This is a genomic window from Paraflavitalea sp., assembly GCF_059502485.1.
Map to the genome: position 1 here is coordinate 1316555 of NZ_JCACET010000008.1, position 26396 is coordinate 1342950.

Genomic DNA, 26396 nt, shown 5'->3' on the forward strand with positions numbered 1-26396 from the left:
GTTAATTATTATCGTTAGTATTCACCCACTCGCCACTTACCACTTGCCACTCGCCCATCCTACAGCATTCCGGAAAATGGTAGTATAAGCCGTATTCTCAAACAAGTCTGGCCCATGCCCCATAAAAATGTATACGTTCCTCGCGCGTACGTTCGGGTTGCTCCATATCACAGGGTGATCACCCATAGTCGTAGTGGAAGCGGGGTGGTAAGAACGTTCATCCACACTGGCCAGCACCTTCACATGGGGACGCGGGCTCTTATTCCATGTATACCATTCTTCCTTTTGGATAGTGAACTTCCGGGGCACGCCTTTCAATATCGGATGAGTCGAGTCTTCAACATTCACTTCGCCGGAAGCAAAATCGGGGATGTAATTCTTAAAACGGATATCACCCATGAAGCGTGAGAACCAGGGCCAGATGCCATAGTTGTCAAACTCACCCAGCAGCGTGGCATGGTGGAAACCGATCCAGCCACCTTTACCCTCCTCGATATATCGCTGAAAAGCTTCGACAGCTTTGGCAGGCCAGCTATAGGGCGGATAGTCGAGTTGAATGAACAGCTGGTATTGAGCGAGGTATTCCTCGTTGATTGGGTTTGTATTATTAATATAGTCTACGGCAAAGTTGCTATCAGCTGCCAACTTATCAAGCCATGGCCGCGCCACCTTTGAATACTGAATATGGTGCCCGCCATTTTCATACAACACCAGCGCCCGGAAACGAGGGTTCTTTGCCTGTCCCCAGCCACTTACACTTAATAGGCAGCTAATCGTTATTGCCAGTACAAACCTGACACCTTGCCCCATGAACTAAAGTTTAATAATTTTTAATACCACACAGACATGTGCCCCAAAGACACAATTTGTAATGAGTGCCGTATAGTCAGGCCGCTCAAGCGGCCAGACTGCACAAACCCGCAGCTCGTAACTTCCGCATCACAAGTTAATTCCTCTCAACCCATTTCATCCCGATTCGAAGAAATGAATGTAACTTGCGTACTATTAACCCTCTGATAGTCAATATTTAATTTTTACTTTGTAGTGTTTTTGGCGTAGTGGTAAATTTGAGCCAACCCTTGGAAATCAGCACTTTTGGACCTTCATTGAAATAAACAATAAGTTACTGATGAAAAGATTAGTTGCCATATTGATCGTGCCTGTCTGCATGTCCGTACAGGCCCAGAAGAAAGTGACGGTATACACCACTGCCAGCCAAACGGACCTCCGCATCTCCCAAAACGCAGAACTCACATTTAAAGATTTTAAGCAGCCCCTCGAAACACAACCATGCGTGTTTATCGATCCCAAAAACACCTTTCAGTCCTTTGTAGGAATTGGTGGGGCGCTTACCGATGCGTCCGCAGAGACATTCGCCAAGTTGCCGAAGGCCGAACAACAGGAATTCCTCAATGCATACTTCAATAAAGAAAAAGGCATTGGCTATACCCTGGGTCGCACCACCATCCACAGTTGCGACTTTTCCAGCGGTAGCTACACCTATGTAAGCGATAACGATACCGAACTCAAAACCTTCAGTGTAGCCCACGACGAACAATACCGCATTCCATTTATTAAACAAGCCATAGCGGCAGCCGGCGGAAAATTGACCATGTACGTAAGCCCCTGGAGTCCGCCAGCCTGGATGAAAGACAACAACAGCATGCTGCAGGGCGGCAAGCTCAAAGCAGAGTCAAGACAACAATGGGCCAACTACTACGTCAAGTTCATCAAGACCTACGAAGCCAAAGGCATACCCATCTGGGGATTGTCGGTGCAGAACGAACCGATGGCAAAACAAAGGTGGGAGTCTTGCATCTTTACCGCCGAAGGCGAACGCGACTTCATCAAGCAATACCTCGGCCCCACCTTGCAGAAGCAAGGATTGGCAGATAAGAAACTCATTGCCTGGGACCACAACCGTGATCTCCTTTTCCAACGTGCCAGCACGATCCTCAACGATAAAGAAGCGGCTAAATACGTATGGGGCATTGGATTCCATTGGTACGAGACCTGGACAGGCGGCCCGATGCAATTTGATAACCTGCGTCTCGTAAACCAGGCTTTCCCCGGCAAGAACCTCATCTTCACAGAAGGCTGTAAAGAGAAGTTTCACATCGACAGCGTTAACAACTGGTCACTCGGTGAAAGATATGGCTACTCCATGATCAACGATTTCAACAATGGCACGGTAGCCTGGACAGACTGGAACATCCTGCTCGATGAAAAAGGCGGCCCCAACCACGTAGGCAACTTTTGCTTTGCACCCATACATGCAGATACCAAAAACGGAAAACTGATCTATACCAACGCCTATTATTATATAGGACACTTTTCCAAATTCATCCGCCCAGGTGCCAAACGCATTGCTTCCTCTTCCAGCAGGGCGCAACTGCAAACCACCGCTTTCCGCAACACCGATGGTAGCATGGTGGTAATAGTGATGAATACTACCGATCAGAAGTTTCCTTACCACCTGTGGATAGATGGCAAAGGAGCCGAAACAGAAAGTTTACCCCATTCCATCAGCACACTCGTTATAAAATAATTACCACATCCAATCCTTAAGAAGATGATGACAGTGAAAAAAGCCATTGGATTCGGCCTGTTGCTGGCAGCAGCAATCGATACACACGCACAGAAAGTACAAACCTGGCTCACCGATCCCGCCGCCAACGTATTCTTTCAACAACAAACACAGCAAACAGCTTTTGCTAAGAAGAAAGAAGCAGGCACAACAACCATTACCATAGACGATGTACAGAAGTTTCAGGCAATAGATGGCTTCGGCTGGGCCTTGACAGGAGGTAGCGCCGGCCATCTGCAACAAATGACACCGGCAGCACGTACTGCCCTGTTAAAAGAACTGTTCACGGCCGACGCCAACAACATTGGCGGCAGCTACATACGCCTCAGCATTGGCGCATCCGACCTCGACGAAAAAGTGTTCTCCTACAATGATATGCCGGCAGGACAAACCGATACAGCCATGGAGCACTTCGACCTTGGTCACGATCGCGTTGCTGTAATACCTACGGTTAAAGAAATACTGACACTGTTTCCGAAGATAAAGATCATGGGGTCACCCTGGTCGCCACCGGTATGGATGAAGACCAACGGTGATACGCGGGGCGGAAGTCTTAAACCTGAATACTATGCAGCCTACGCTAAATACTTTGTGAAATATATCCAGGCCATGAAAGCTGAAGGCATCAATATAGATGCTATCACGGTGCAGAACGAACCTTTGCACCCGGGCAACACACCCAGCCTGTTGATGCTGGCGCCCGATCAGGCCATCTTTGTTAAAGACCATCTCGGCCCGGCCTTTAAAAAAGCAGGCATCAAAACAAAGATCATCATCTACGATCACAACTGCGATAAGCCGGAATATCCGATCTCCATACTCGACGATCCGCAGGCAAAACAATACATTGATGGCTCAGCCTTTCACCTGTACGGAGGAAAGATAGAAGCGATGTCAAAAGTCCATGATGCACACCCCGATAAGAACCTATACTTCACAGAACAGTGGGTAGGTGCACCCGGCAACATGAAACGCGATATACAGGAACACGTACGCAACCTCATTATTGGCGCGTCACGCAACTGGAGCCGCACCGTAATAGAGTGGAACCTGTCATCCAATCCCGAACTGAAGCCCCATACCGACAGGGGAGGATGCGATCGCTGCCTCGGCGCCATTACGATCGACAAAGACAACGTGAAGCGTAACCCGGCATATTACAGCATTGCCCATGCTGGCAAGTTTGTACGTCCTGGTTCCGTGCGTATTGCTTCCAACATAGCAAGCAACGTACACAACGTAGCTTTCAGAACGCAACAAGGAAAAATAGTGCTCATAGCACTCAATGATGGCAAAGAGCCCGCCACCTTTGACGTACAATACAAAAAGAAAACATTCTCCGCCACCCTCAACGCTGGCGCCATGGCAACATACGTATGGTAAAGTCAATCGTCTTCAGTCGTCCCGCCTCAAGCGGGATGACGCCTATTTCAAAGCCTCTGGCTTTGTTTTAACTTGTACCAAAAGTGTTTTCTGCCCTTTAGGGGCTATAGCTTTGTAGCAATTTATTTAGAACGTGTTTTTTGCCCTGTAGGGGCAACACTTTTTCAACCAACAACAAAACGCAACCCTTCTTATGTTCAAAATAATCCCGGTTCTCGCCATAACCCTGTTAACCCTGCAATCAAATGCTCAATTATTAAAAGCACAAGGCAAGCTCATCGTTAACGACAAAGGTGAAAAAGTGATCCTGCGTGGTATGGGCCTCGGGGGCTGGATGCTGCAGGAAGGATACATGTTCCGCCTCAGCAACCTCGGACAACAATACCGCATCAAAGCCAAAATACAGGAAGTAGTAGGAGCAGAAAAAACAAAACAATTCTACGAAGCCTGGCTGGCCAACCACACTACGAAAGCAGACATTGACTCCATGGCAGCCTGGGGCTTCAACTCCATGCGCCTGCCGATGCACTATAATTTATACACCCTGCCGGTAGAGGAAGAGCCCACACCAGGACAAAACACCTGGATCGAGAAAGGCTTTGCCATGACTGATGAGTTACTGCAATGGTGCAAGGCAAACAAGATATACCTGATCCTTGATCTCCATGCGGCGCCAGGCGGACAGGGCAACGACCTGCCGATCTCAGATAGGGATCCCGCCAAGCCATCACTGTGGGAAAGTGAAGCCAACAGGCAAAAAACAGTAGCCCTGTGGCGTAAGCTGGCCGAACGCTATGCCAACGAACCATGGATAGGAGGATACGACATCATCAATGAACCCAACTGGGGATTTGAAGACCCCAAAGACTTTCGTGGCACAGCAGAAAACAAGAACGAGCCCCTGCGCAAGCACATGATGGATATTACAAAAGCCATCCGTGAAGTAGATACCAAACACATCGTTATCATCGAAGGCAATGGATTTGGTAACAACTACCGTGGCGTATTGCCCGTGTGGGACAACAACATGGTATTGAGCTTTCACAAATACGGCAACTACAATACTACCGATGCCATCCGCGGCTTCCTCAACCTGCGTGAGCAGCACAACGTGCCCATCTGGTTGGGCGAGTCAGGAGAGAATTCCAACACCTGGTTCACAGAAGCTATTGCATTGGCCGAAAGCAACGATATAGGCTGGGCTTGGTGGCAGAACAAAAAAATGGGACTGCGCAACCCGCTGGAGATAAAAGTGCCGCAAGGCTACCAGCAATTACTCGACTATTGGGCAGGCAAAGGACCAAAACCTTCAGAAGCAGATGCCTGGAAAACCTTACAGCAGTTGCTTGAAAATTTGAAGATCAAAAACAACATCCCACACTATGATGTAATGGATGCCATGTTCAGGCAGGTGCAAACCACAGCCACCATACCATTTAAGAAATACACCATTGCTAACAGCACGACCATACAGGCAGCAGATTTCGATATGGGTCGTCAGCGCTACGCCTATTACGATAAAGACACGGCCAGCTACCAATACACGCCGGGCGTCAACACCCGTGGCAATAGAGGAGGAGCATACCGCAACGATGGAGTAGACATCCAGGCCGACAGCAATAGCGCGTGGATACATTCCATAGAAGACGAAGAGTGGCTCCAATACACGATCGATGCGCCCAAAGCAGGCAAATACGATATCGCATTCAATGTATCATCAACCAGCGATACCGGCCGAATAGCAGTGAAGATCGGAGGAGCCACAGCCATTGAAGAAATTGAAGTGCCCAATACAGGCGGAGAAAAGAACTGGCAATACACAGGACCCAAATACCTTTACCTCAAAGGAAACGGGTTGCCACTCCGCATCCTGTTCAAAAAAGGAGGCTTCAACCTCAGTAACATAAAATTAACCCGTAGAAAATAACACAGTATACCTCCGTAAACCCTCGCCACTTGAAACACACCTTGCTTGCATATTGCCTGTTGATCGTTGCCTCACTGCAGGCACAAACCGGTAACCAGTCTGGCCGCATTACAGTCGGCATCAATGAAGGTTGGAACTTCAGCAAAGCTACAACCGGTGAAAAGCCCAACTGGCAGCCAGTTAGCTTTCCACATACATGGAATGCGGCAGATGTGATGGACGATGAACCGGGATACTACAGAAGCAATGGATGGTACAAAAAAACATTGGCCATCAACAGCTCCTGGAAGTCAAAAAAAGTATACCTGTACTTTGAAGGAGCCAACCAGGAAACAGAAGTGAAGATCAATGGCAAAAGGGCGGGCGAACACATAGGAGGATATACGGCTTTCTACATTCCTGTCAGCGGGCTATTGCAATACGATGGCAAAGACAACCTGAATGAAATAGAGATACGCGTCAACAACAGGCACAACGAGAACATACCACCACTCACAGCCGACTTCACCTTCTACGGAGGCGTCTACCGTGATTGTTGGCTGGTAGCGGTCGACGATGCGCACATCACCCTTAATGACCATGGCGCGTCCGGCATCTACATCACAACCCCGCAGGTATCGGCAGAAAAAACAGCAGTAAATATTAGTGGATCTATAACGAATGAAGCTGCGACAGACAGAAAGCTGCAGGTAACTACCACCATAAAAGATAAAGAAGGAAAAAACATCAGTGAAGTAAGCACCACGGTTGCCGTTAAAAAGAACAGCGAAGCACCATTCAAACAGGAAATTAAAAACGTTTCCCGTCCACAACTATGGAGTCCTGAACAACCCTATCTGTACACAGTTACAACAATAATTACCGATACAAAGACAGGCATTGCAACCGATCAGCTGACACAACCACTTGGCTTCCGCTGGTTTTCCTTCGATGCAGACAAAGGATTTTTCCTAAATGGCCAATCCTATAAACTGGTTGGCTCCAGCCGCCACCAGGACTATGCTCATCGTGGCAATGCAGTGCCCGATGAGCTGGCGGCGCACGATGTACAACTACTAAAACAAATGGGCGGCAACTTCCTGCGCATAGCCCATTACCCGCAAGACCCTACCATTCTGCAAACCTGCGATAAACTGGGTATCCTCACCTCGGTAGAAATACCGGTAGTCAATGAGATCACTGAGTCAGATACCTTCTATCGTAACTGCGTGTACATGCAGAAAGAAATGATACGACAAAACTTCAACCACCCCAGCATCATCATCTGGTGCTACATGAACGAAGTATTGCTACGGCCACATTTCAACAACGATAAACCACGACAGGAGATTTATTTTAAGAATGTAGCCAAACTGGCCAAAACACTGGACAGCATCACGCGTGCCGAAGATCCTTCCCGCTACACGATGCTGGTAAATCACGGCGATTTCAACCGCTACAAAACTGTAGGCTTAACAGATATTCCAATGCTGGTGGGTTGGAATTTATATTCCGGTTGGTATGGCGGTTCATTGACCGACTTTCCAGCCTTCCTCGAACGCCACCACAAAGAACTGCCCACTAAGCCGCTCCTCGTAACAGAATACGGAGCTGATGCCGATCCGCGAATCAGGAGTATGCACCCGGTTAAGTTTGATAAAAGCGTTGAATACACTACAGCCTTTCACCAGTACTACCTTACAGAAATGTTGAAGCGCCCCTTCGTAGCAGGGGCCATGCTGTGGAATCTTGCCGACTTCAATTCCGAAACACGTGAAGAGACAATGCCCCATATCAACAACAAAGGATTGCTCATGTGGGACAGGACACCCAAAGATCCCTACTATTATTATCAGGCAATCCTGCGCAAAGACCCCTTTGTGAAAATAACTTCCGGTTACTGGAAGATCAGAAGCGGCATAGCCGATAGCAATGCACGCGTTTGCTATCAACCAGTACAGGTAGCCACCAACCTCGATGCCGCAGAGCTTTTCATCAATGGTGCAAGTGCAGGAGTAAAGAAAACAGAGAATGGACTTGCTACCTGGAATATACCCTTTGTAAATGGCATCAACAACCTGGTAGTAGAAAGCACTAAAGAAGGAAAGAAATATACCGATCAGCTGACGGTTGATTTTCAACTCCAGCCCTATCAGCTAAATGATAAGCAGCTACCCTTCAACACACTCAATATCTTACTCGGTGCCGACCGGTATTATATCGACCAGCAAAGACAACAGATATGGTTGCCCGATCAGCCATACCGATCCGGGAGCTGGGGACACATCGGAGGTAAACCATTTAAGGTAGCAGGCAATGGCCGTCTTCCTTATGGAACTGATAAAAACATTGTGGGTACCGACGACGATCCCATTTACCAGACACAACAAACAGGTATCGAACAATATCGCCTCGACGTGCCACCCGGCGATTATGAGATAACCCTTCATTTTGCCGAACTGTTAGGCGGTACAGTAAAAGGATTACCCTACAACCTGTCGGGCGACACACGCAAAGAGGAAGAAGTACAACGCAGCTTCGATGTATTGGTCAACAATACACCAGTGCTGGAGAACTTCAACATCGGTCGTCAGTACGGTATAGCGAAAGCCATTGCCAAAAAGGTAAAGGCTACCGCCATCAGCCAGCAAGGCATTACCATCACCTTCAAATCCATTACCGGCGAACCCATCCTAAACGCCTTACAGGTCAAAAAACTATAAACCTCACAAGAGCCTTATCAACTTCTCAACCTATCAACGTGTCAACCTTTATCAACGCACATGTAACGCAATCATCCAACTGAAATCTGTTTTAATAGTGTCCTTGCCGTATTGGATAGAAGCTTCAGAGTGACAAGTAATACAGCTGGCATTGATAAGCTGGAAAGTTTCCATACTACTGTTGCCCAGCAAAGATGGTACATTAGGACCTCCGGGACGTGCGTCAGCAGCCGTCCACTGACTACCAATCAATTTGTAATTAGCCCATACAGTGCCTTGCAACTTTTTCTGCCAGGCCTTATTTACCTGCTGCGTTCTGTAATAAATGGGATATAGACGTTGAGCCTGCGTACCATAGATTTTTTTGCCGTCAGATTCCCCGGCCACACCAGTTGCGTAGCGTTTGGCATAAGGCGCTACCGTATCGAATTTATAACGGCCGCTATCGCTTGCATGATGAACAGTCGGCTGATTGGGAGTCACACCCAGCGTGTGAGCATTGTAATAAGACCAATGAGCGTGAGCGCCTAAGTCTTGCTTCATTTGAGCCTCCTGAATATTGTCCGGTGTATTATCGATGTGTTCAAACGTGCTCCATACCCAGGTAGTGAAACGGGCTGTTTTTCGCACAATGTGCATACCGGTGAGACCTACAGTTGCTTTGATGGTAAACGCCTTATTACTAACACTGTTGCCGGCATCTACAAAGATCAATGCTTCCCGCGTATAATACCTCGATAGAACATCACCTTTGGTGGTATCCAATATGCGCCAGGAAGTTTTGATCTCCATGGAGCCCTCTGAAGCTATTTTATTTTTAGCAGGCAATACACTGGGTGGTAAATGAAAATCGTCTTTATGCGTTCTATAAAAAGCATCGATCCCTTGCTTTGTTGTAAGATTATTACTGTCGATAAAAGAAGCCTCGATAGGATTCACGTTTACCGCGAATACGGCAAAGTTCAGGTTGCGATCTATCAGTGGTTTTGCATCCGGATTCAGTACATCACTTAATGAGTCCCTTTGCTGTGGCATCTTGCTTAACATATAAAAAAACTTCTGCTGATTGATCTTCGCGTCTTTCACCTTCAGAAGCAATGGCGTACCAGTATTAAATATCTCGGCAATATCCGGATAATGCTCCCATACACGCGGTACGTTGGGGTAGTCACTGATGCTGTTGCCGATAGGCTTGCCGGCAGAGTCGGCTGGCCAGTTCAATCCTACAAAACTTTGCCAGCTGAAAATATCGAACGCAGGCTGAATAGTTGGGTCAAGAAAAGCAGTATAACCCTGCTGAAAGGGAAAATCTACTTCATAAGGCAATTGCGGACAAAGATCATCATGCGTAGTGTCGGCACAGAAGTGGATAGCGATAGGCGGGTCGGCTACTTCATCAGGTGAATCAAGCTGATTGCAGGCAAATACAACAGCTGCCAACAGCAAAGCTGTGAGGAGATAACTTTTCATAATGGATGGGTTTATTGATTATAATAACACAAGAAAAATTAGACATAATTCCCCGACCGGCATTATCTATTTAGTAAGCGCTTTCAACTTACCCGGAACGCACTTGTGCTGCCAAAGAACAACCAGCGTATCGAAACCGGACACCAAATGAAATAGAAAAGAGTACATTTGTTTGATCCTCAATAACGTAGCAACCCGGCACCTTTTTAGTAAAAGAGAGCACTATGATTATCAAAAGCCATCTCAAAATAGCTGTTCGCAACCTCATCAGGAACAAAGCACACACATTCATCAACATCGTTGGCCTGTCCACTGGCATGGCCGTTGCTATCCTGATCGGATTATGGATTTATGATGAGCTGTCCTTCGATACCGTACACAACAGTCGCGACCAAATCGCCAAAGTACGCCTCAACATGAGCGTAAACGGAGAGGTCAAAACAGATAAAGCCGTACCCTATCCCTTGTCAAACGAGCTGCGTACACAGTATGGCAGGTACTTCAAATACATTGTCATGTCTTCCCACCGCGCAGGACATATCCTGTCGGTGGGCGATAAGAAACTGACCAATCACGGCGTTTACCTCACGCCCGAAGCACCCCACATGTTCACACTGAACATGCTCAAAGGAACACGCGATGGATTGCAGGACCCTTCATCAATTCTGTTGTCTCAGTCAACCGCCAAAGCTTTTTTCGGAGACGCCGATCCAATTAATCAGGTGATACAAATGGACAACAAAGACGAAGTAAAAGTAACAGGCGTATATGAAGACCTGCCGGCCAACACTACTCTCACCAATGTAAAGTTCATCGCATCATTCAGCCTCTTCGAGCGCAATTCACCGTGGATACAAAACACAAGCCACGATTGGAGTAAAAACTTCGTACAGATGTACGTACAGTTGACAGACGAAGCAGGCATGGACCAAACATCGGCACTGATCAAAGATTTAAAACTACAGAAAGTAAATAGCGAAGAAGCCAGGTACAAGCCAGCCCTATTCCTGGAGCCCATGAGCAAATGGCATCTCTACGAAGAATATGAAAATGGGATCAATGCCGGAGGGCGCATCAAATACGTCTGGATGTTTGGTATCATCGGCGTGTTTGTATTGCTGCTTGCCTGCATCAATTTCATGAACCTCAGCACAGCCCGTTCAGAAAAAAGAGCAAAAGAAGTAGGCGTGCGCAAAGCCATCGGGTCTATGCGTGCACAGATCATCGGCCAGTTCTATTTCGAATCATTGTTTGTAACAGCCTTGGCCTTTATGGTAGCATTGGTAATAGCACAATTCCTGCTGCCCTTCTTCAATGAAGTGGCTGGTAAAAAAATAACCATTCCCTGGACGCAGTCATATTTTTGGCTGGCTGGTATTGCTTTCAGCGGTATCACGGGCATACTGGCAGGCAGTTATCCCGCACTATACCTTTCATCGTTCAGGCCTGTCAAAGTATTGAAAGGCACTTTCCGTGTAGGACAATGGGCGTCCATTCCCCGCAAGACATCAGTAGTTGTTCAGTTTACTGTTTCCGTAGCATTGATCATCTGTACCATCATTGTGATCAGGCAAATAGAATTTGCAAAAGACCGGCCGGTAGGATATAGCCGCAATGGATTGCTTACCATGCCCAATCCGGTTAGAAGCACAGCCGCTTCATTCGAACTGATCGGAAATGAGTTGCAACAGCAGAATATAATTACAGCACTGGCCGGTTCCGAAGCACCCGCCACCGATACCTGGGGCTCCGATGGAGAATTGAGCTGGATTGGCAAAGACCCACAAACAACAGTCGACTTCCCTGTTACGGGCGTGTCTGTGGATTATGGAAAAACAGTAGGTTGGCAGGTAATAGCAGGACGCGATTTCTCCCGCGACTTTACAGCCGATACGGCATCCTTCATCATCAACGAAGCAGCCGTACAATTCATGAAACTGCAGGATCCTATAGGAGCAATCATTACCTGGAGGACCAGGCCATGCAAAGTAATAGGCGTTGTGAAAAATGTAATTACAGAATCACCCTATGAGCCGGTTCGGCCATCACTGTTCTGGCGAAACAACGGCGCTCCCAACTATGTATTCGCGAAGATCAACCCGGTGATAAGTGCCAGCGTAGCATTACAGTCTATGGAAGCAGTATTCCGTAAATACAATCCGGCAGCGCCATTCGAGTATAAGTTTGTAGACGAAGAATACAACCGCAAGTTTGGAGCAGAAGAGCGGGTGGGCAAGCTGGCAGGATTCTTTGCAGTGCTGGCCATATTGATTTCCTGCCTTGGATTGTTTGGATTGGCTTCCTTTATTGCAGAACAGCGTACCAAAGAAATAGGAGTGCGTAAAGTATTGGGCGCTTCCGTATTCAGCGTATGGCGATTACTGTCCAAAGAATTCGTGTGGCTGGTCGGCATTGCATTGTGTATTGCGATCCCTGTAGCTTACTACTTCATGCACCAGTGGTTACAAGGCTACCAATACCGCGCACCCATGGCGTGGTGGATATTTATTGCTGTAGGTGCAGGCGCTGTCATCATTACCCTGCTCACAGTTAGCTTCCAGGCCATCAAAGCTGCCCTCGCCAACCCGGTCAAAAGCCTTAGAACAGAATAGAGCCTAAATTCATTATCGAAGGGTGTTTTTGCACCGTTAGGTGCAACAGCTTTGTAGAAACAAAATTACATTGTTGAAAGCCGCGCCGTAGGTGAGGCTCCTCTATTTCAACGAAACAATAAACCCGGCGCCTACACTCACGCCAGGCATACCTTTTTTATAATTGATATTTTCTACAGTGCTTAGCTTTGAATTCAGGTTTGTAATCGTCTTGGTATACGATACATTAACCTTATAATAAGAAAAAATGGCATCTACATTCAGGTAAAGATGTTTTGTGAACTTATACCCAAACGATGCCGAACCCGCTACAATAAAATGATCCTGCGGGATCTTGTCGGCCCGGTAATCAACCAAAACAACATTGTTCGCATTCTTTTCCTTCAGGTAAGCGCTTCCCCAATCGGCATAAAAAGAAGTGATACCAATGGCAGCCTTGGGATAAAAGAAAAACCGGTTAGATTCGAGTCGATAGATCACACCCAGAAAGCCACGTTCAATATCGCCACTAAAAAAATTACTTCCCTTATTACTGGCGCCAGTGGAAGGAGTCACATAGAAATTACTTTCGTATTCCGTTTGCATAGCCTGGAGAAATTGTTGATCCCTGTTGGATTTCCTGCCAGAGCTGTTCCCCTGGAAATTAAATTCAACACCCCAATGCTTGTCGAAGAACAGCGCCAGGCCTATAAACTGCAGGTAGTACGATTGATCGTCATACGAGATCAGGTGATCAGTTGCATCGCCTTTGAGTAGTTTGGACGTAGGAAGATTAAAGCCAAACGAGGGCTTTACCTGAAACTCCAGCCTGAGACTTGGTTTAGCCTGCTGACTGAACAGGCATTGAGCCTGGATAAATAAAAGAGATACAAGTGTAAATTTTCTAAACATTAAATGAGGTCTATGGTGGAGGTTTCGGTTTCTAAGGTGCGCCCGTCCGATAAGATCAGTTGGATCCTGAACTGATGTTCACCAGTGACGGTTGGAGCTGTCATTAACAGAAAATCAATTTGAGGTTTCAGTTCCGCTTCTTTGAACAAAGTCGCAGAAGAGGATTTTAGGTAATCACTGATAGAAGTAAAGCTATATAGATTGTAAATCTTGAAATAGTCGGATACCTCGGAACCAGCAGCGTGAGTCCCGTCAAAGTTGCGCAAGGTGATTACTTTGATAGCAGTAATGCTGTCTTTGGCGTTGAACTGGTTGGGCGGCGGACAGCCACAACTCATAGCGTAGGTCGATTGAATAAAAAACGAGTACCGCTTTTCCAGGCAGGCAAGCTTTTCCCTGGTTAACTGGAGCCGGAATCCATAAGCATTTTTATTAATGGAATTGGCAGTAGCTGCGATAGGTTCTTTGCCACTGTTATCAAGATTACTGACGGAAATACTTTTATTCGTATAACTCTGAACGACAGTGTCAATGCAATCGCAGCACGAGATCATTACTTCTGCTATCAGGGGAAATACCAGGAGAAAGATGACTTTTTTCATACTCCCATTGACCGCCATTTCCTGCCTGCTGTTGCTTTGCCATGCAACAATTTTCCCTTTTCGTAATACCCTGCCAGACAGTTGTTTTATTTGCCACTTACCCTTTTGATCACCTTCTCAACCCGTTTCCGCTTGGAGCCCTTTTCAATATCATCCAGCCGGCTGGTAAGCGTTTTGACGAACAGCGCTTTGTTTTTAACATGGATGATGGGTACTGCATTTTCAGCATACATAGGCAACTGGTTGGCCGGACTGTTAAGTAACTGCTCGATTAACAACGAAAATGCGTCTCCTGCATATTGCTTTTCGGCGCACAATTTGATCAGGATATTGACAGCATAGTCGCGGGTGATCACAGAACCCTTGTCAGCCGAAGCGATGATGTTGGGAAGTGCTGCATAGATCACAGCTGGCTTCTCGGAAGTGATGGTGTAAAGCGCTGTCATGGCGCCCCACTGCAGCCGGTTGTTCTTGCTGTTCAGTAAGTCAACAAAAGTTGTAACATGACCCGCAATCAGGGTAGGAGCTTGTTCTCCCACTTCATACAGCACCTTGATACAATCATGTTGAATATCCTTGCTTTTATTGGCAAGGTTGTCAACCAGCTCCTGAATGCCGGCCTTGTCTTTTTTGCTCACAATAAGATTGGCCAGTTCCTGGTTGGGAACTTCATCCCTCCGTCCAAGAGAAGAAGCCAGTTTGTCAATGATACCCATAAATTACCTATTTAATCAATCTGCTCTTTCTTCTCTAAAGCTATAAAAATCCTCCTGTCAGCAGCCATCGTTTTAGAAAAAGAGACAGTGCTAAAAATTTATCAAAATTTTACCTTTACAGAGACCTTTTAGAGACATTACAGAGAGTTTATAGAGACCTTATAGAGACTTTAGCTCGTACCTCCCCTATACCTGCCCCTGATACCGCCCCTACCTGGGCTCCCCCTCCCTGCTGCCCGACTCTGAACTATCGACTCTGAACTCCCCAAGCTTGCTTTTCTTCCCCAACAAGGCTATCTTCACATCACGAAACAAGAGAGATTCTCATTATCAGATTCCTTAATCCACTCATTCCGACAAACTTCTACATTCGCTTAATTACTAACATATTACACCGGAGGTAAATACACCCGTCCGGGAATCCGTTTTATCTGTACATTCATCGCGACATATGAGTGAAACCATACTGAATAAGCTGGAAGCATCCCGCAAAGAATTGCTCGACCTCGGGCTGCGCAACCCGCTATTGAACTATAGAGTACCTGCCTCCCGCGGCTTGCAGATCGTACAGGAAAGATCATCCAGTGTGTATGACCTGCTGGTGCGTCAGCAAAAGTCCATGACCTTCCTGCCCAGGTCAGCGAAGGAAAACAATAAGCCGGCAAAGGCAAATGGAAAGGCAGCCGTAGAAGTGGTGCCTGCACAGGAACCAATCGACAGCGAAGCACCGGCAATCGAAGAAGCCACTGCGGCAATTCCGGAAGAGGAAAATAGCCTTCCCGCTATAACAGAAGAAACACTGGCAGATACAAAACTCCAGACCAACGAGATAGATACCCAACTGCAGAAAAGACTGCTGAATACCTATTATGATGCGCGCACGAGCATTGAAGAGCAGGGAGTCAATATTCTTTACCTGGCGCTGGGTATGTTATATTGGTATGAGGCAGACAGCAGTGAGGAGTTACGCAAAGCACCATTAGTGCTCATCCCGGTTAACCTTGATCGCTCCAGTGCCCGCGAACGATTCCGCTTGCGGTATACCCTGGAGGAAATGGGAGCTAACATCTCCCTGCAGGCAAAGATGAAAATAGAGTTCGGCATCATCATACCCGATATGCCGGAGCCGGAAGACTTCGATTACAACAACTACGTAGAATCGATCAATAAGGCCATCGATAAAATGCCGCGTTGGAAAGTTGAGCCCAATGAAATAGAACTGGGCTTTTTCTCCTTCGGCAAATTCATGATCTATAACGACCTCGATAATAATAAATGGCCTGCAGATAAAAAGCCCGTATTGCATCCCAATGTCATCAACCTCTTCGAGAAAGGGTTTGGGCACGAAGGCATCGGCATACCGGAAAACGCACACATTGATGAAGAGACCAAAGCCAACGAACTCTTCCAGGTAGTGGATGCCGACAGCTCTCAGCTACTGGCCATGCTGGCAGTACATGAAGGAAAGAACCTGTTGATACAAGGTCCGCCCGGCACAGGCAAATCACAAACCATTACCAACATCATTGCCAATGCTATTGGACAAGGAAAGAAGATCCTGTTCGTAGCAGAGAAAATGGCCGCGCTGGAAGTCGTAAAACGCCGTCTCGACAATATCCACCTGGGCGAAGCATGCCTTGAGCTCCATAGCCACAAAGCCAATAAAAAAGAATTACATCAGGAACTGCGTCGCGTGTTGGAGTTGGGACGCCCAACCCTGCAACAATTACAACAACACGTTACCCTGCTCGAAAAACACAAACAGGAACTCAACGCCTATTGCTACGCCATCAACACACCCATTGGCAGCAGTGGCCTCACGGCCCATCAGGTCATAGGCTACCTGTTGAAGATATACGACGCTACAAAGAACGAAACAATAGAGAAAATACCCCTGCCTGCAATAGAACGTTGGGATGCCGCCCGCATGTCGGGAGCCGAAGCATTTGCCGCCCGCGTGCAGGCACGGTTGAAAGAAATAGGCGTACCGGAAAAACTGCTCTTCTGGGGAAGCCGGTTGTTGGTACTGCTGCCACATGAGCAGGAAACACTGGTGCAAACATTCCGGCAAGCCGAAGCCGCTACCAAAACGTTGGAAGAAGCGGGCGCCCATTCAGCAAACTATATAAGCGTTACCATTCCTGCCAATCATGATGCGGCAGTTACGCTGGCCTCCATTTACAAACTGCTATCACTGAAGCCGGCATTGGAAGCCCTGGCAGTAAAAAGCGAAGGATGGTTACTCAATCAGGCGGATATAGAAGAATTGCTGGAAACAGGCAAACGCCTGGCCAGTTTGAGAGAGCAATACAAAGACACCTTCATACCCGAAGCCTGGCAGCAGGACGTAATGCCCATCAGGCAAAACCTCCTGGCCCACGGCCATAAGTGGTACAAGTTCCTGATAGGCGTTTACAACAACAGCAACCGTCAACTGGCTGCCCTGTGTAAGACGGCTTTACCGAAAGACAATGACAGCAAGTTAGTGTACATCGATGCCATACTCGAAAGCCGTCGACTGGAAACAACCCTGCAGGAACACGATACATTAGCCGCAGAACTATTTGGCCGGCGTTGGCAAAAATTAAGAAGCGATTGGGCAGCCCTCGAAGCAGCCAATCGGTACTTACTCATCGTGCACAAGCAGGTAGCAGCAGGCATATGTCCCAAAATAGTATTGGACTATCTGGAGAAACATGAAGATCCTGCCATTGCCAAACAACACCACGATCAGCTCTCCGACCAGCTGGCGCAACATAAGAACGCCATACACGAAGTTGTCAAAAAGCTGGACCTCGATGAAGCCCTCCGCTTCAACAACAAAACATTGCTCGAACAACCATTTGCACAACAGTTTTCCTTAATGCAGGATTGGCAAAAAGGCATCGTGCAGATACACCAGGCTATCCAGTGGAATAGCTTGGCCGAAACAGGAGAGACAGAAGAGTTGCAGCCACTTGTTAATACCGCTACCCATTGGCCGCAGGCGAAAGATCTCCTCACTACAGGGGTACAGAAAGCCTGGTACGAATACCTGTTGGAACAAGTGATGTTGGGAAACCCATCTCTGAGAAAGTTTGAACGTGCCAGCCATGAAGAAGTCGTACAGCAATTCAAACAAACCGACAAACTAAACCTGCAGTACAACCGCGCCCGCGCAGCAGCAGAACATTGGGAAAACCTCCCAGGTCTTGAAGCAGGTGGTCAGGTCAATACCTTGCGTACAGAGTTCAACAAAAAATCCCGCCATAAGCCCATTCGTAAATTGATGGAAGAAGCCGGACTGGCCATACAAGCCATTAAGCCGGTATTCATGATGAGCCCCTTGTCCATTGCCAACTTCCTGCCACCGGGTTCCGTGGAGTTTGATATTGTAATATTCGATGAGGCCAGCCAGGTGCGGCCGGTAGAAGCATTGGGCGCCATCCTGCGTGGCAAACAGTTGGTGGTAGTGGGAGACACCAAACAGCTGCCGCCTACCAGCTTCTTCGATTCCCTCACCAGTGAAGTAGACGATGAAGACAACGTAACAGCCGACTTGCAAAGCATACTCGGTATGTGCGACGCGCAGGGCGCACCACAACGCATGTTGCGGTGGCACTACCGTAGCCGTCATGAATCGTTGATCATGCTCTCCAACCATGAGTTCTACGAAAACAAACTCGTCATATTCCCCAGTCCTGGTTCCAAACACCGCATGGGCCTGGTGTTCCATCATCTGCAGGATACAGTATACGACAGAGGTAAAACAAGAACGAATCCCAAGGAAGCAGAGGCAGTAGCAGAAGCGGTATTGGAACATGCACGTAAGTCTCCCAAACTAAGTCTTGGTGTAGCAGCCTTCAGCACCGCACAGCGACAGGCGATACAGGATGCACTCGAAGTACGCAGAAGAAAACATCCCGAGCTGGAACCCTTCTTCACGGGCCATAGCGACGAACCCTTCTTTGTAAAGAATCTGGAGAACGTGCAAGGCGATGAGCGCGACGTCATTTTTATCAGCATAGGGTATGGCCGTGCGGCCGATGGCAGCGTGAGCATGTCCTTCGGTCCACTCAACAATGAAGGAGGCGAACGCCGGTTGAACGTATTGATCACCCGCGCCAAATTACGCTGCGAAGTATTCACCAACATCACAGCCGATGATATCGATCTTACCCGCACACAACGATACAGTATACAGGCATTGAAAAGTTTCCTCTACTTCGCACAGCATGGAAAACTGTACATGCCGGAAAATATAAGCGGACTGCCGGCAGAAAGCCCCTTTGAAGAAATAGTAGCAGAGAAATTAGCAGCACACGGATACACGATCAGAAGACAGGTAGGCTCACAAGGCTATTACCTCGACCTCGCAATTGTAGATGAAACGAATCCCGGCAGGTACATACTCGGCATAGAATGCGACGGCGCTGCGTACCATGCAGCCCGCTCTGCACGCGACAGGGACAGGCTGCGTCAACAGGTGCTCGAAGCCATTGGCTGGCGCATCTACCGCGTCTGGAGCACCGATTGGTTCAGGAATCCCGACCGTGAATTGAAACGTCTCATCGAAGCCATTGAAAAAGCAAAAACATTGCAACAGGTAGATGATGACATATATGAGGAAGAAGAGCCGGTAGCTATTATACCGATCGAGCGGGAAGCCACGAGGGAGCAGCAAATGGAAATACCAGACTATGAATTTGCTACAGTTCCCGCCGATATCGCCAACCTCGAAATACACCAGCACTCCATGGGCAAACTGTCCATCTGGATAGAAGAGATAGTAAAAGTCGAAAGCCCGGTGCATTTCGATGAAGTGGCAAGACGCATGATCGAGGCCGCAGGCATTACCCGCGTAGGTTCCCGCATCCGCGATTCCCTGCTACAGGCTGTAAAATATGCAGAGGCCAACAAGTGGATCAAGGTGAGCGAAGACTTCCTCTGGCATCGGGAAATGAAAGAACCCCGCCTTCGCGATCGCAGCAGCCTGCCGCCGGCAGTTAAAAAGCTGAAGTACATTGCCCCCGAAGAAATGGTCCTCGCTATTGAAAAAGTAGTACGCGGAGCCATCGCCATACAGCCGGAGGCAGTAGTGCCTATCGTAGCACGCATATTTGGCTTTGCACGCGTCACAGAAGAGATGAAAGCAGAAATATTAGGCATGATCGGCAGAAGCCTCCAACAAAAAAACATCTACCAGGAAGGCGGACTTTTAAAAGTCGCCAACTGAATAATTTAATCAAACGTTTGCAATAGAATTTCAGCACTGCTAATTCGATATAGAGTAGCAATTCCGCGTTTTTTTAGTTAACTTACGATGAAGGGTAATTTGCCTTCAGGGCGGCTCACCCTGAACTGATAGCTAAAACCTAACAGCTAAAGGCTAACGCCTGACCTCAACCATTCCTGTATGATCCTAAACGATTGCTTCCGCCGGTTCAAATGGCTTTGGGTAGTTAGCGCACTATGCACAGCCATTGCTATTGCAGCCATCGCCTGCAACAGCCGGTCTGCTGTTGGCAATGCAAAAGGAGCCATCAGCTACAACTTCCACATCCGTCCCATACTTTCCGACAAATGCTTCGTATGCCATGGCCCCGACGCCAACAAGCGCGCTGCCCATCTCCGGTTGGATAATCCGGAATCAGCCTACGCGCCATTAAAAGAAACCAAAGGAGCCTTCGCCATTGTGCCTGGCAAGCCGGACGAAAGCGAAGTATACAAACGCATCATCTCCACCGATCCCGAATACCAGATGCCGGCCCCGGAATCACACCTCGGCCTCCTCAACGAACACGAGATCAGCCTCATCAAAAAATGGATACAACAAGGCGCCAAATATGAAAAACACTGGGCCTTCATCGTGCCCCAAAAAGCTGCCCTGCCGGAAGTAAACAACAAAGCATGGGTGAAGAATGAGCTGGACAATTTCACCCTGGCAGCGATGGAAGAAAAAGGATTAAGCCCCAATGAAGAAGGCGACAAAGAACGATTACTGAAACGCGTGGCCTTCGACCTCACGGGCCTGCCACCCACCATGCAAATGATGGATGACTATGTACAGGATGCAGGCGCCAACGCTTATGAAAAGATGGTCGACCGCCTGCTGGCCAGTCCGGCCTACGGCGAGAAGATGGCAGTCCATTGGCTGGATGTAGCCCGCTATGCAGACTCCTACGGATACCAGGACGACAACATCCGCACACAATGGGCCTGGCGCGATTGGGTGATACACGCTTACAATAAAAACTTGCCCTACGATCAGTTCCTCACCTGGCAGATCGCCGGCGATATGCTACCCAACGCCACCAAAGAACAGATACTGGCCACGGGCTTTTTCCGCAACCACAAATACACAGAAGAAGGAGGAGTGATCCCGGAAGAGTACCGCATAGAATACATACTCGACAAAACGAAGACCTACGGCAAAGGCATCATGGGCATCACGATTGAATGTGCCCAGTGCCACGATCACAAATACGATCCCTTCAGCCAGAAAGATTATTACCAGCTCTTTGCCTTCTTCAACACAACCAAAGAAGTAGGATACGAAGGAGATGTAACACAATCGAAGCCAGCCAAACAACCATCACTCCAGATATCGAGAGAAGAAAGAACACAACTCCTCAACTTCATCAACACCAAAGATACCGGCAACCTCTCCGTATCGGTATTGGGGGAGTTAGATACCCTGCGCAAAACATACATCTTGAAACGCGGTGCCTACGATGCACCATCCACCGAAGTACAGGCCACGGCAGTAAATGCAGTGATGCGGTATGACACCCTGCAATACAAACGCAACAGGCTGGGCCTGGCTGCCTGGACGGTCAACAAGAACAATCCACTCACAGCCCGCGTATTTGTCAACCAGCTATGGCAGGAGTTTTTCGGAAAAGGCATCGTGAAGACCTCCGGCGATTTTGGTATGCAGGGAGAGCTGCCTTCCCATCCGGAATTACTCGATTGGCTGGCTGTCGATTTCATGGAACACAACTGGGACATCAAGCGGCTGGTAAAACAAATGGTGATGAGCGCTACCTATCGGCAGTCCACCAAAGTCACAAAAGAAAAACTCAACATAGATCCGGAAAACATTTTCTATTCCCGCGGGCCGCGCAACAGGCTGCCCGCAGAATTTGTAAGAGACATGGTATTAGCCAGCAGTGGCCTGTTGGTTAAGACCATTGGCGGCCCCAGCGTAAAGCCCTATCAGCCCAAAGGATTATGGGAGGCTGCAACTTCCGGCCGTGGCGTCTTGGCCACCTACCAGCAGGATCACGGCGAACAACTTTACCGCCGCGGCATGTACACGTTTATCAAACTAACGGTACCGCCACCCTCCATGCTGATGTTCGATGCCAGCAACCGCGATCAATGCGAAGTAAAAAGGCTAAAGACAAATACACCGTTGCAGGCACTCATCATGCTCAACGATCCCACTACCCTCGAAGCCTCCCGGGTACTGGCACAGGAACTCGAAGCACAAAACGGAACAGTAAAAGAGAAGATTGCCACCGCCTTCCGCCGCATTATATGCAGAAAGGCCACCGACAAAGAATTGCAGGTACTGCAATCCTATTACGACGAACAGATAAAACTATTCACCGGAAAGCAATTGGATGCAGCCAAAACAATAAAAGTAGGAGAGTACCCCGGCAATGATAAACTGAACATCGATACATGGGCCGCACTCATGAAAACAGTGAACACCATTTACAACATGGAAGAAGCAATTTCTAAAACATAGCGTCACACATTGTCACCCTGAGCCTGTCGAAGGGTCGTCAAAACAATAAAGCCACTTGTATGAAAAAAGAAATACTGGAACACGGACTGGGCTACAACCGCCGCAAGTTTCTCTCGAAACTGAGCCTGGGGCTCGGCAGCGTGGCATTAGGATCATTACTGATACCAGACCTGTTCAGTAAAGACCCGGAAGAAGCCATAATGGCCAGTCTGCCTCGTTTTGCACCCAAAGCAAAACGGGTCATCTATCTTTTTCAGAATGGCGCACCATCACAATTAGACCTATTCGATTATAAACCCCTGCTACAAAAAATGCACGGCGAAGACCTGCCAGCCAGCATACGCATGGGGCAGCGACTCACAGGTATGACCAGTGGGCAGGACAAGTTTCCGCTGGCCGGCACCCGTTTCAAATTTGGAGAATATGGACAGGCAAGAGCACAGATCAGTGAACTGTTGCCTTACACAGCAGGCGTAGTAGATGACCTCTGTATCATCAAAACATTACACACCGAAGCCATTAACCACGACCCGGCACTTACCTTTTTCCAAACAGGCGCACAGGTAGGTAACAGGCCAAGCATGGGCGCCTGGCTGAGCTATGGATTAGGCAGTGAGAACAAGAATCTGCCTGCATTCTGCGTGTTGCTGTCAAAAGGCAAAGGCAATGGCCAGGGCGTATATGGGAAACTATGGACCAATGGATTCCTTGATTCTGTGCACCAGGGAGTACAATTCAGCAGCGGTGAGAACCCGGTATTGTACCTCAACAACCCGGATGCGATCGATAAGACCGATCGCCGCAGGATGCTGGATAAATTGGCAGAACTCAACGAAACCTCCTACGAAGAATTTGGCGATCCGGAGATAAAGACAAAAATACAGCAATACGAAATGGCCTACCGGATGCAGACAGCTGTGCCGGAGATCACGGATATGAGCAAGGAGCCGGAATCCATCATCAAATTGTACGGACCCGATTGCCTGGTGCCTGGAACCTATGCTGCCAACTGCCTGTTGGCGCGTAAGCTCAGCGAAGGCGGTGTTCGCTTTGTACAACTATACCACCAGGGATGGGATGCACACGATAACCTCCCTGGACAGATCATTGGCCAGTGCAAAGATGTGGACCAGGCCAGCGCAGCATTGATCACCGACCTTAAACAACGTGGCTTGTTAGATGAAACATTGGTCATCTGGGGAGGAGAGTTTGGACGTACCAACTATTGCCAGGGTACACTCACCAAAGACAATTACGGCAGAGACCATCATCCACGCTGCTTCACAGTATGGATGGCAGGCGGAGGCGTAAAACCCGGCGTATATGGTGAAACAGATGACTTTGGGTACAACATTGCCAACAACCCCGTGCATGTGCACGACTTTCATGCCACCATGCTGAACCTCATGGGCCTCGATCATGAGCAACTTATATTCAAACACCTCGGCCGCCGTTATCGCTTAACCGATGTGGCCGGCAACATCGTGAAAGATCTTATTGCATGAAACTAAAAAGCGCGATTGCCGTAACCCTGTTACCCCTCAACATACTGTTGCTGTTCTTTCTCTGCTTCAGTAGTAAGATCGTGGTGCCTGCCTGGCTGCAGGTATCAGGCAGACTGCATCCGTTGCTCCTGCACTTTCCCATCGTGCTCATACTCTTATATACCGCCTGGATATTAATAACACCCCGCGATGTTAAAAAGAATGCCTGGTATGCAGACATTGCAGAAACATTGCTACTTGCTGCAGCCTTCACAACAGTACTGACTGCCCTTACTGGTTTTCTCCTGTCTAAAGAACAAGGCTATGAAGAAACAACAGTAAACTGGCACAAGTGGCTCGGCGCAATACTATCATTCCTCCTGTTTGTTGCCTGGACACTGCGTGAAAAGATAAAGACCCCTGCGTTATTAAGCACCTCAGTACTAATAACTACAATCGTCTTACTCCTGGGCGCACACCTCGGAGGAAACATCACCCACGGAGAGAACTTTGTACTGGCCCCTGTCACAAAAGAAAAACAAAAAGAACTGCCACCACTCGAAGAAGCAGAGATATATGCACACCTCGTAGAACCACTCCTCGAAACCAAATGCATGAGTTGCCACAACAGCAACAAGTCCAAAGGAGAGCTCATCATGACCACCAAAGAAGAACTGCTGAAAGGAGGGAAGAGCGGCAAGCTATGGGATACGACATTGGAAGATGGCGGCCTGTTACTACAGCGACTGCACCTGCCCCTTGAAGCTAAAAAACATATGCCCCCCATTGGTAAACCACAACTCTCACCAGTTGAAATAAACCTGTTGAACGCATGGATCAGGGGAGGAGCGATCATGGATAAAAGAGTAATAGAATTGCCGGATGGAGATACCCTGAAAATGATAGCCGCCAGCGTCCTCAAAACATCCGCAAACGAAACCTATGACTTTGAAGCGCCCGATGAAAGAAAAGTACAACAGCTAAGCAACAACAACCGCGTCATCACACCACTGGCGATGGAGTCACCCGCATTGGCGGTAAGCTTTTACAACCGCGCCTTCTACAGCAGGAAAGAACTCGAAGCATTGCAGCCACTCGAAACACAGATCGTATCCCTCAACCTCGACAACATGCCGGTGAAAGATGAAGACCTTGTTGTTATCGCCCGGTTTAAAAATATCAGGAAGCTCACACTCAATGCCACCAGCATCACTGGCAGCACATTGGAAGAGTTGAACAAGCTGCAGCATTTGAGAAGCCTGTCATTAACAGGTACACAAGTGAAAGCTGAACAGTTGAAAGCGCTGCAGACACTGGCGCAATTGAAAACAGTGTACCTATGGAATACAGGCATTACAGATCAACAGGCCAGCCAGTTGCGGCAGTCGCATCCAATTACATACTACCACACAGGATTTAAAGATACAGTTACGTTGAAGATCACGCCACCCATTATTGAAAACGAAGAGTTCGTGATGACCAAACCCACACCTTTGAAACTGAAACATTACATCAAAGGCGCTGTAATAAGATACACATTAGATGGAAAAGACCCTGATAGCATTACCTCGCCAATTTATGATACCAGCCTGAAGCTGCAGGAAACAGGGTTGGTAAAAGCAAGAGCCTTCAAACCAGGCTGGATAGGCAGCGAAGTGGTGCAACAATACTTCTACAAAACCACCTTTAAAGCCGATACCGCTATCCTTGCTACCGATCCCGACCCCGGCTACAAAGGCAAAGGCGGCAATACCCTCATAAATCTTGAAAAAAGCGACCTCAATTTCAGAAATGGAAAGTGGATCGCATACCACGGACAAACAATAACAGCCACCATGCTGTTCAATAAACCAGCTAATGTAAGTGCCATCACCATCAGCATGATCAAATCGGTAAATGAGCACATCTTTCCACCGGCATCCATACAAGTATGGGGTGGCAAAGACAAAGATCATTTGGCCCTCCTGCAAACCTTGCGGCCAGACCCACCCGCTAAAGACGATAGAGACAGGAAAAGCATTATGTTCGATAGCCGCTTTGCGACCCGTGAATTGAGTTGCATAAAAATTGTATTGCAACCCATCCCCAACGTTAAGCCCTGGCTCAAAGACAAAGGCGCCCGAAGCTGGCTCTTCCTCGACGAAGTATTCTTCAATTAATATAAAGCCCTGACTGATACTGAAATCAGTCAGGGCTTATTACGCTGTCATTTCGAACGGAGCGATAGCGGAGTGAGAAATCTGCTATCGAAGCAAACGGCTCGTAGCTCGCAGCTCAAAGCTTGTAG

14 protein-coding genes are annotated in these 26396 nt (G+C 48.0%); 9 read left to right on the forward strand and 5 right to left on the reverse strand.

Translation table 11 applies throughout. The annotated features are described in order from the left end of the window. Positions 1-36: 36 nt before the first annotated feature. Positions 37-810, reverse strand: a complete 774-nt coding sequence (locus AC5JBY_RS08205) for a ThuA domain-containing protein (protein ID WP_495904085.1) — start codon at positions 808-810, stop codon at positions 37-39. 319 nt (positions 811-1129) lie between these two features. Here AC5JBY_RS08205 and AC5JBY_RS08210 point away from each other — a divergent pair, with 319 nt between their 5' ends. The 4 genes from AC5JBY_RS08210 (at position 1130) to AC5JBY_RS08225 (ending at position 8599) form a co-directional block, all read left to right on the forward strand. Beyond that, positions 1130-2548, forward strand: coding sequence for a glycoside hydrolase family 30 protein (locus tag AC5JBY_RS08210; protein WP_495904086.1), 1419 nt, complete (start codon positions 1130-1132; stop codon positions 2546-2548). 24 nt (positions 2549-2572) lie between these two features. Continuing rightward, the gene (locus tag AC5JBY_RS08215; RefSeq protein WP_495904087.1) at positions 2573-3970 is read left to right on the forward strand and encodes a glycoside hydrolase family 30 protein; all 1398 of its coding nucleotides are present in this window, start codon (positions 2573-2575) and stop codon (positions 3968-3970) included. Between the two features lie 193 nt (positions 3971-4163). Then, positions 4164-5897, forward strand: a complete 1734-nt coding sequence (locus AC5JBY_RS08220) for a cellulase family glycosylhydrolase (RefSeq protein WP_495904088.1) — start codon at positions 4164-4166, stop codon at positions 5895-5897. A 29-nt stretch (positions 5898-5926) separates the two neighbouring features. Further along, positions 5927-8599: a glycoside hydrolase family 2 TIM barrel-domain containing protein gene (locus AC5JBY_RS08225; RefSeq protein ID WP_495904089.1), complete on the forward strand. Its 2673-nt coding sequence runs from the start codon at positions 5927-5929 to the stop codon at positions 8597-8599. Between the two features lie 51 nt (positions 8600-8650). On the opposite strand, the gene AC5JBY_RS08230 is transcribed toward AC5JBY_RS08225, so the two are convergent. Next, positions 8651-10069 (reverse strand): hypothetical protein, encoded by a 1419-nt coding sequence (locus tag AC5JBY_RS08230; protein WP_495904090.1) that lies wholly within the window; start codon positions 10067-10069, stop codon positions 8651-8653. 224 nt (positions 10070-10293) lie between these two features. On the opposite strand from AC5JBY_RS08230, the gene AC5JBY_RS08235 reads away from it, so the two are divergent. Next, the gene (locus AC5JBY_RS08235; RefSeq protein ID WP_495904091.1) at positions 10294-12681 is read left to right on the forward strand and encodes an ABC transporter permease; all 2388 of its coding nucleotides are present in this window, start codon (positions 10294-10296) and stop codon (positions 12679-12681) included. A gap of 102 nt (positions 12682-12783) precedes the next feature. Here AC5JBY_RS08235 and AC5JBY_RS08240 read toward each other — a convergent pair whose 3' ends face one another. The 3 genes from AC5JBY_RS08240 to AC5JBY_RS08250 form a co-directional block, all read right to left on the reverse strand. Continuing rightward, on the reverse strand, positions 12784-13572 hold the full coding sequence (locus tag AC5JBY_RS08240; protein ID WP_495904092.1) for a hypothetical protein: 789 nt from the start codon (positions 13570-13572) through the stop codon (positions 12784-12786). Beyond that, the gene (locus tag AC5JBY_RS08245; RefSeq protein WP_495904093.1) at positions 13572-14174 is read right to left on the reverse strand and encodes a DUF5034 domain-containing protein; all 603 of its coding nucleotides are present in this window, start codon (positions 14172-14174) and stop codon (positions 13572-13574) included. The genes AC5JBY_RS08240 and AC5JBY_RS08245 overlap by 1 nt, the downstream gene beginning before the upstream one ends. A gap of 86 nt (positions 14175-14260) precedes the next feature. Further along, the gene (locus AC5JBY_RS08250; protein ID WP_495904094.1) at positions 14261-14890 is read right to left on the reverse strand and encodes a hypothetical protein; all 630 of its coding nucleotides are present in this window, start codon (positions 14888-14890) and stop codon (positions 14261-14263) included. Positions 14891-15278: 388 nt separating this feature from the next. On the opposite strand from AC5JBY_RS08250, the gene proA reads away from it, so the two are divergent. From proA to AC5JBY_RS08270, 4 genes are all read left to right on the forward strand, one after another. After that, positions 15279-20105 (forward strand): anti-phage protein ProA, encoded by a 4827-nt coding sequence (gene proA, locus AC5JBY_RS08255; protein ID WP_495905587.1) that lies wholly within the window; start codon positions 15279-15281, stop codon positions 20103-20105. A gap of 180 nt (positions 20106-20285) precedes the next feature. Beyond that, complete coding sequence (locus tag AC5JBY_RS08260; protein WP_495904095.1) at positions 20286-22625, forward strand: PSD1 and planctomycete cytochrome C domain-containing protein; 2340 nt, start codon at positions 20286-20288, stop codon at positions 22623-22625. A gap of 59 nt (positions 22626-22684) precedes the next feature. Further along, positions 22685-24130, forward strand: coding sequence for a DUF1501 domain-containing protein (locus AC5JBY_RS08265; RefSeq protein WP_495904096.1), 1446 nt, complete (start codon positions 22685-22687; stop codon positions 24128-24130). Next, the gene (locus tag AC5JBY_RS08270; RefSeq protein WP_495904097.1) at positions 24127-26268 is read left to right on the forward strand and encodes a DUF2231 domain-containing protein; all 2142 of its coding nucleotides are present in this window, start codon (positions 24127-24129) and stop codon (positions 26266-26268) included. Before AC5JBY_RS08265 ends, AC5JBY_RS08270 begins: the two co-directional genes overlap by 4 nt. The last annotated feature ends 128 nt before the right edge of the window (positions 26269-26396 follow it).

Bases quoted from the DNA above. Each gene is read 5' to 3' on its own strand.
- AC5JBY_RS08205 (WP_495904085.1), bottom strand. From the start codon at position 810: ATGGGGCAAGGTGTCAGGTTTGTACTGGCAATAACGATTAGCTGCCTA.
- AC5JBY_RS08210 (WP_495904086.1), top strand. From the start codon at position 1,130: ATGAAAAGATTAGTTGCCATATTGATCGTGCCTGTCTGCATGTCCGTA.
- AC5JBY_RS08215 (WP_495904087.1), top strand. From the start codon at position 2,573: ATGATGACAGTGAAAAAAGCCATTGGATTCGGCCTGTTGCTGGCAGCA.
- AC5JBY_RS08220 (WP_495904088.1), top strand. From the start codon at position 4,164: ATGTTCAAAATAATCCCGGTTCTCGCCATAACCCTGTTAACCCTGCAA.
- AC5JBY_RS08230 (WP_495904090.1), bottom strand. From the start codon at position 10,069: ATGAAAAGTTATCTCCTCACAGCTTTGCTGTTGGCAGCTGTTGTATTT.
- AC5JBY_RS08235 (WP_495904091.1), top strand. From the start codon at position 10,294: ATGATTATCAAAAGCCATCTCAAAATAGCTGTTCGCAACCTCATCAGG.
- AC5JBY_RS08240 (WP_495904092.1), bottom strand. From the start codon at position 13,572: ATGTTTAGAAAATTTACACTTGTATCTCTTTTATTTATCCAGGCTCAA.
- AC5JBY_RS08245 (WP_495904093.1), bottom strand. From the start codon at position 14,174: ATGAAAAAAGTCATCTTTCTCCTGGTATTTCCCCTGATAGCAGAAGTA.
- AC5JBY_RS08250 (WP_495904094.1), bottom strand. From the start codon at position 14,890: ATGGGTATCATTGACAAACTGGCTTCTTCTCTTGGACGGAGGGATGAA.
- AC5JBY_RS08260 (WP_495904095.1), top strand. From the start codon at position 20,286: ATGATCCTAAACGATTGCTTCCGCCGGTTCAAATGGCTTTGGGTAGTT.
- AC5JBY_RS08265 (WP_495904096.1), top strand. From the start codon at position 22,685: ATGAAAAAAGAAATACTGGAACACGGACTGGGCTACAACCGCCGCAAG.
- AC5JBY_RS08270 (WP_495904097.1), top strand. From the start codon at position 24,127: ATGAAACTAAAAAGCGCGATTGCCGTAACCCTGTTACCCCTCAACATA.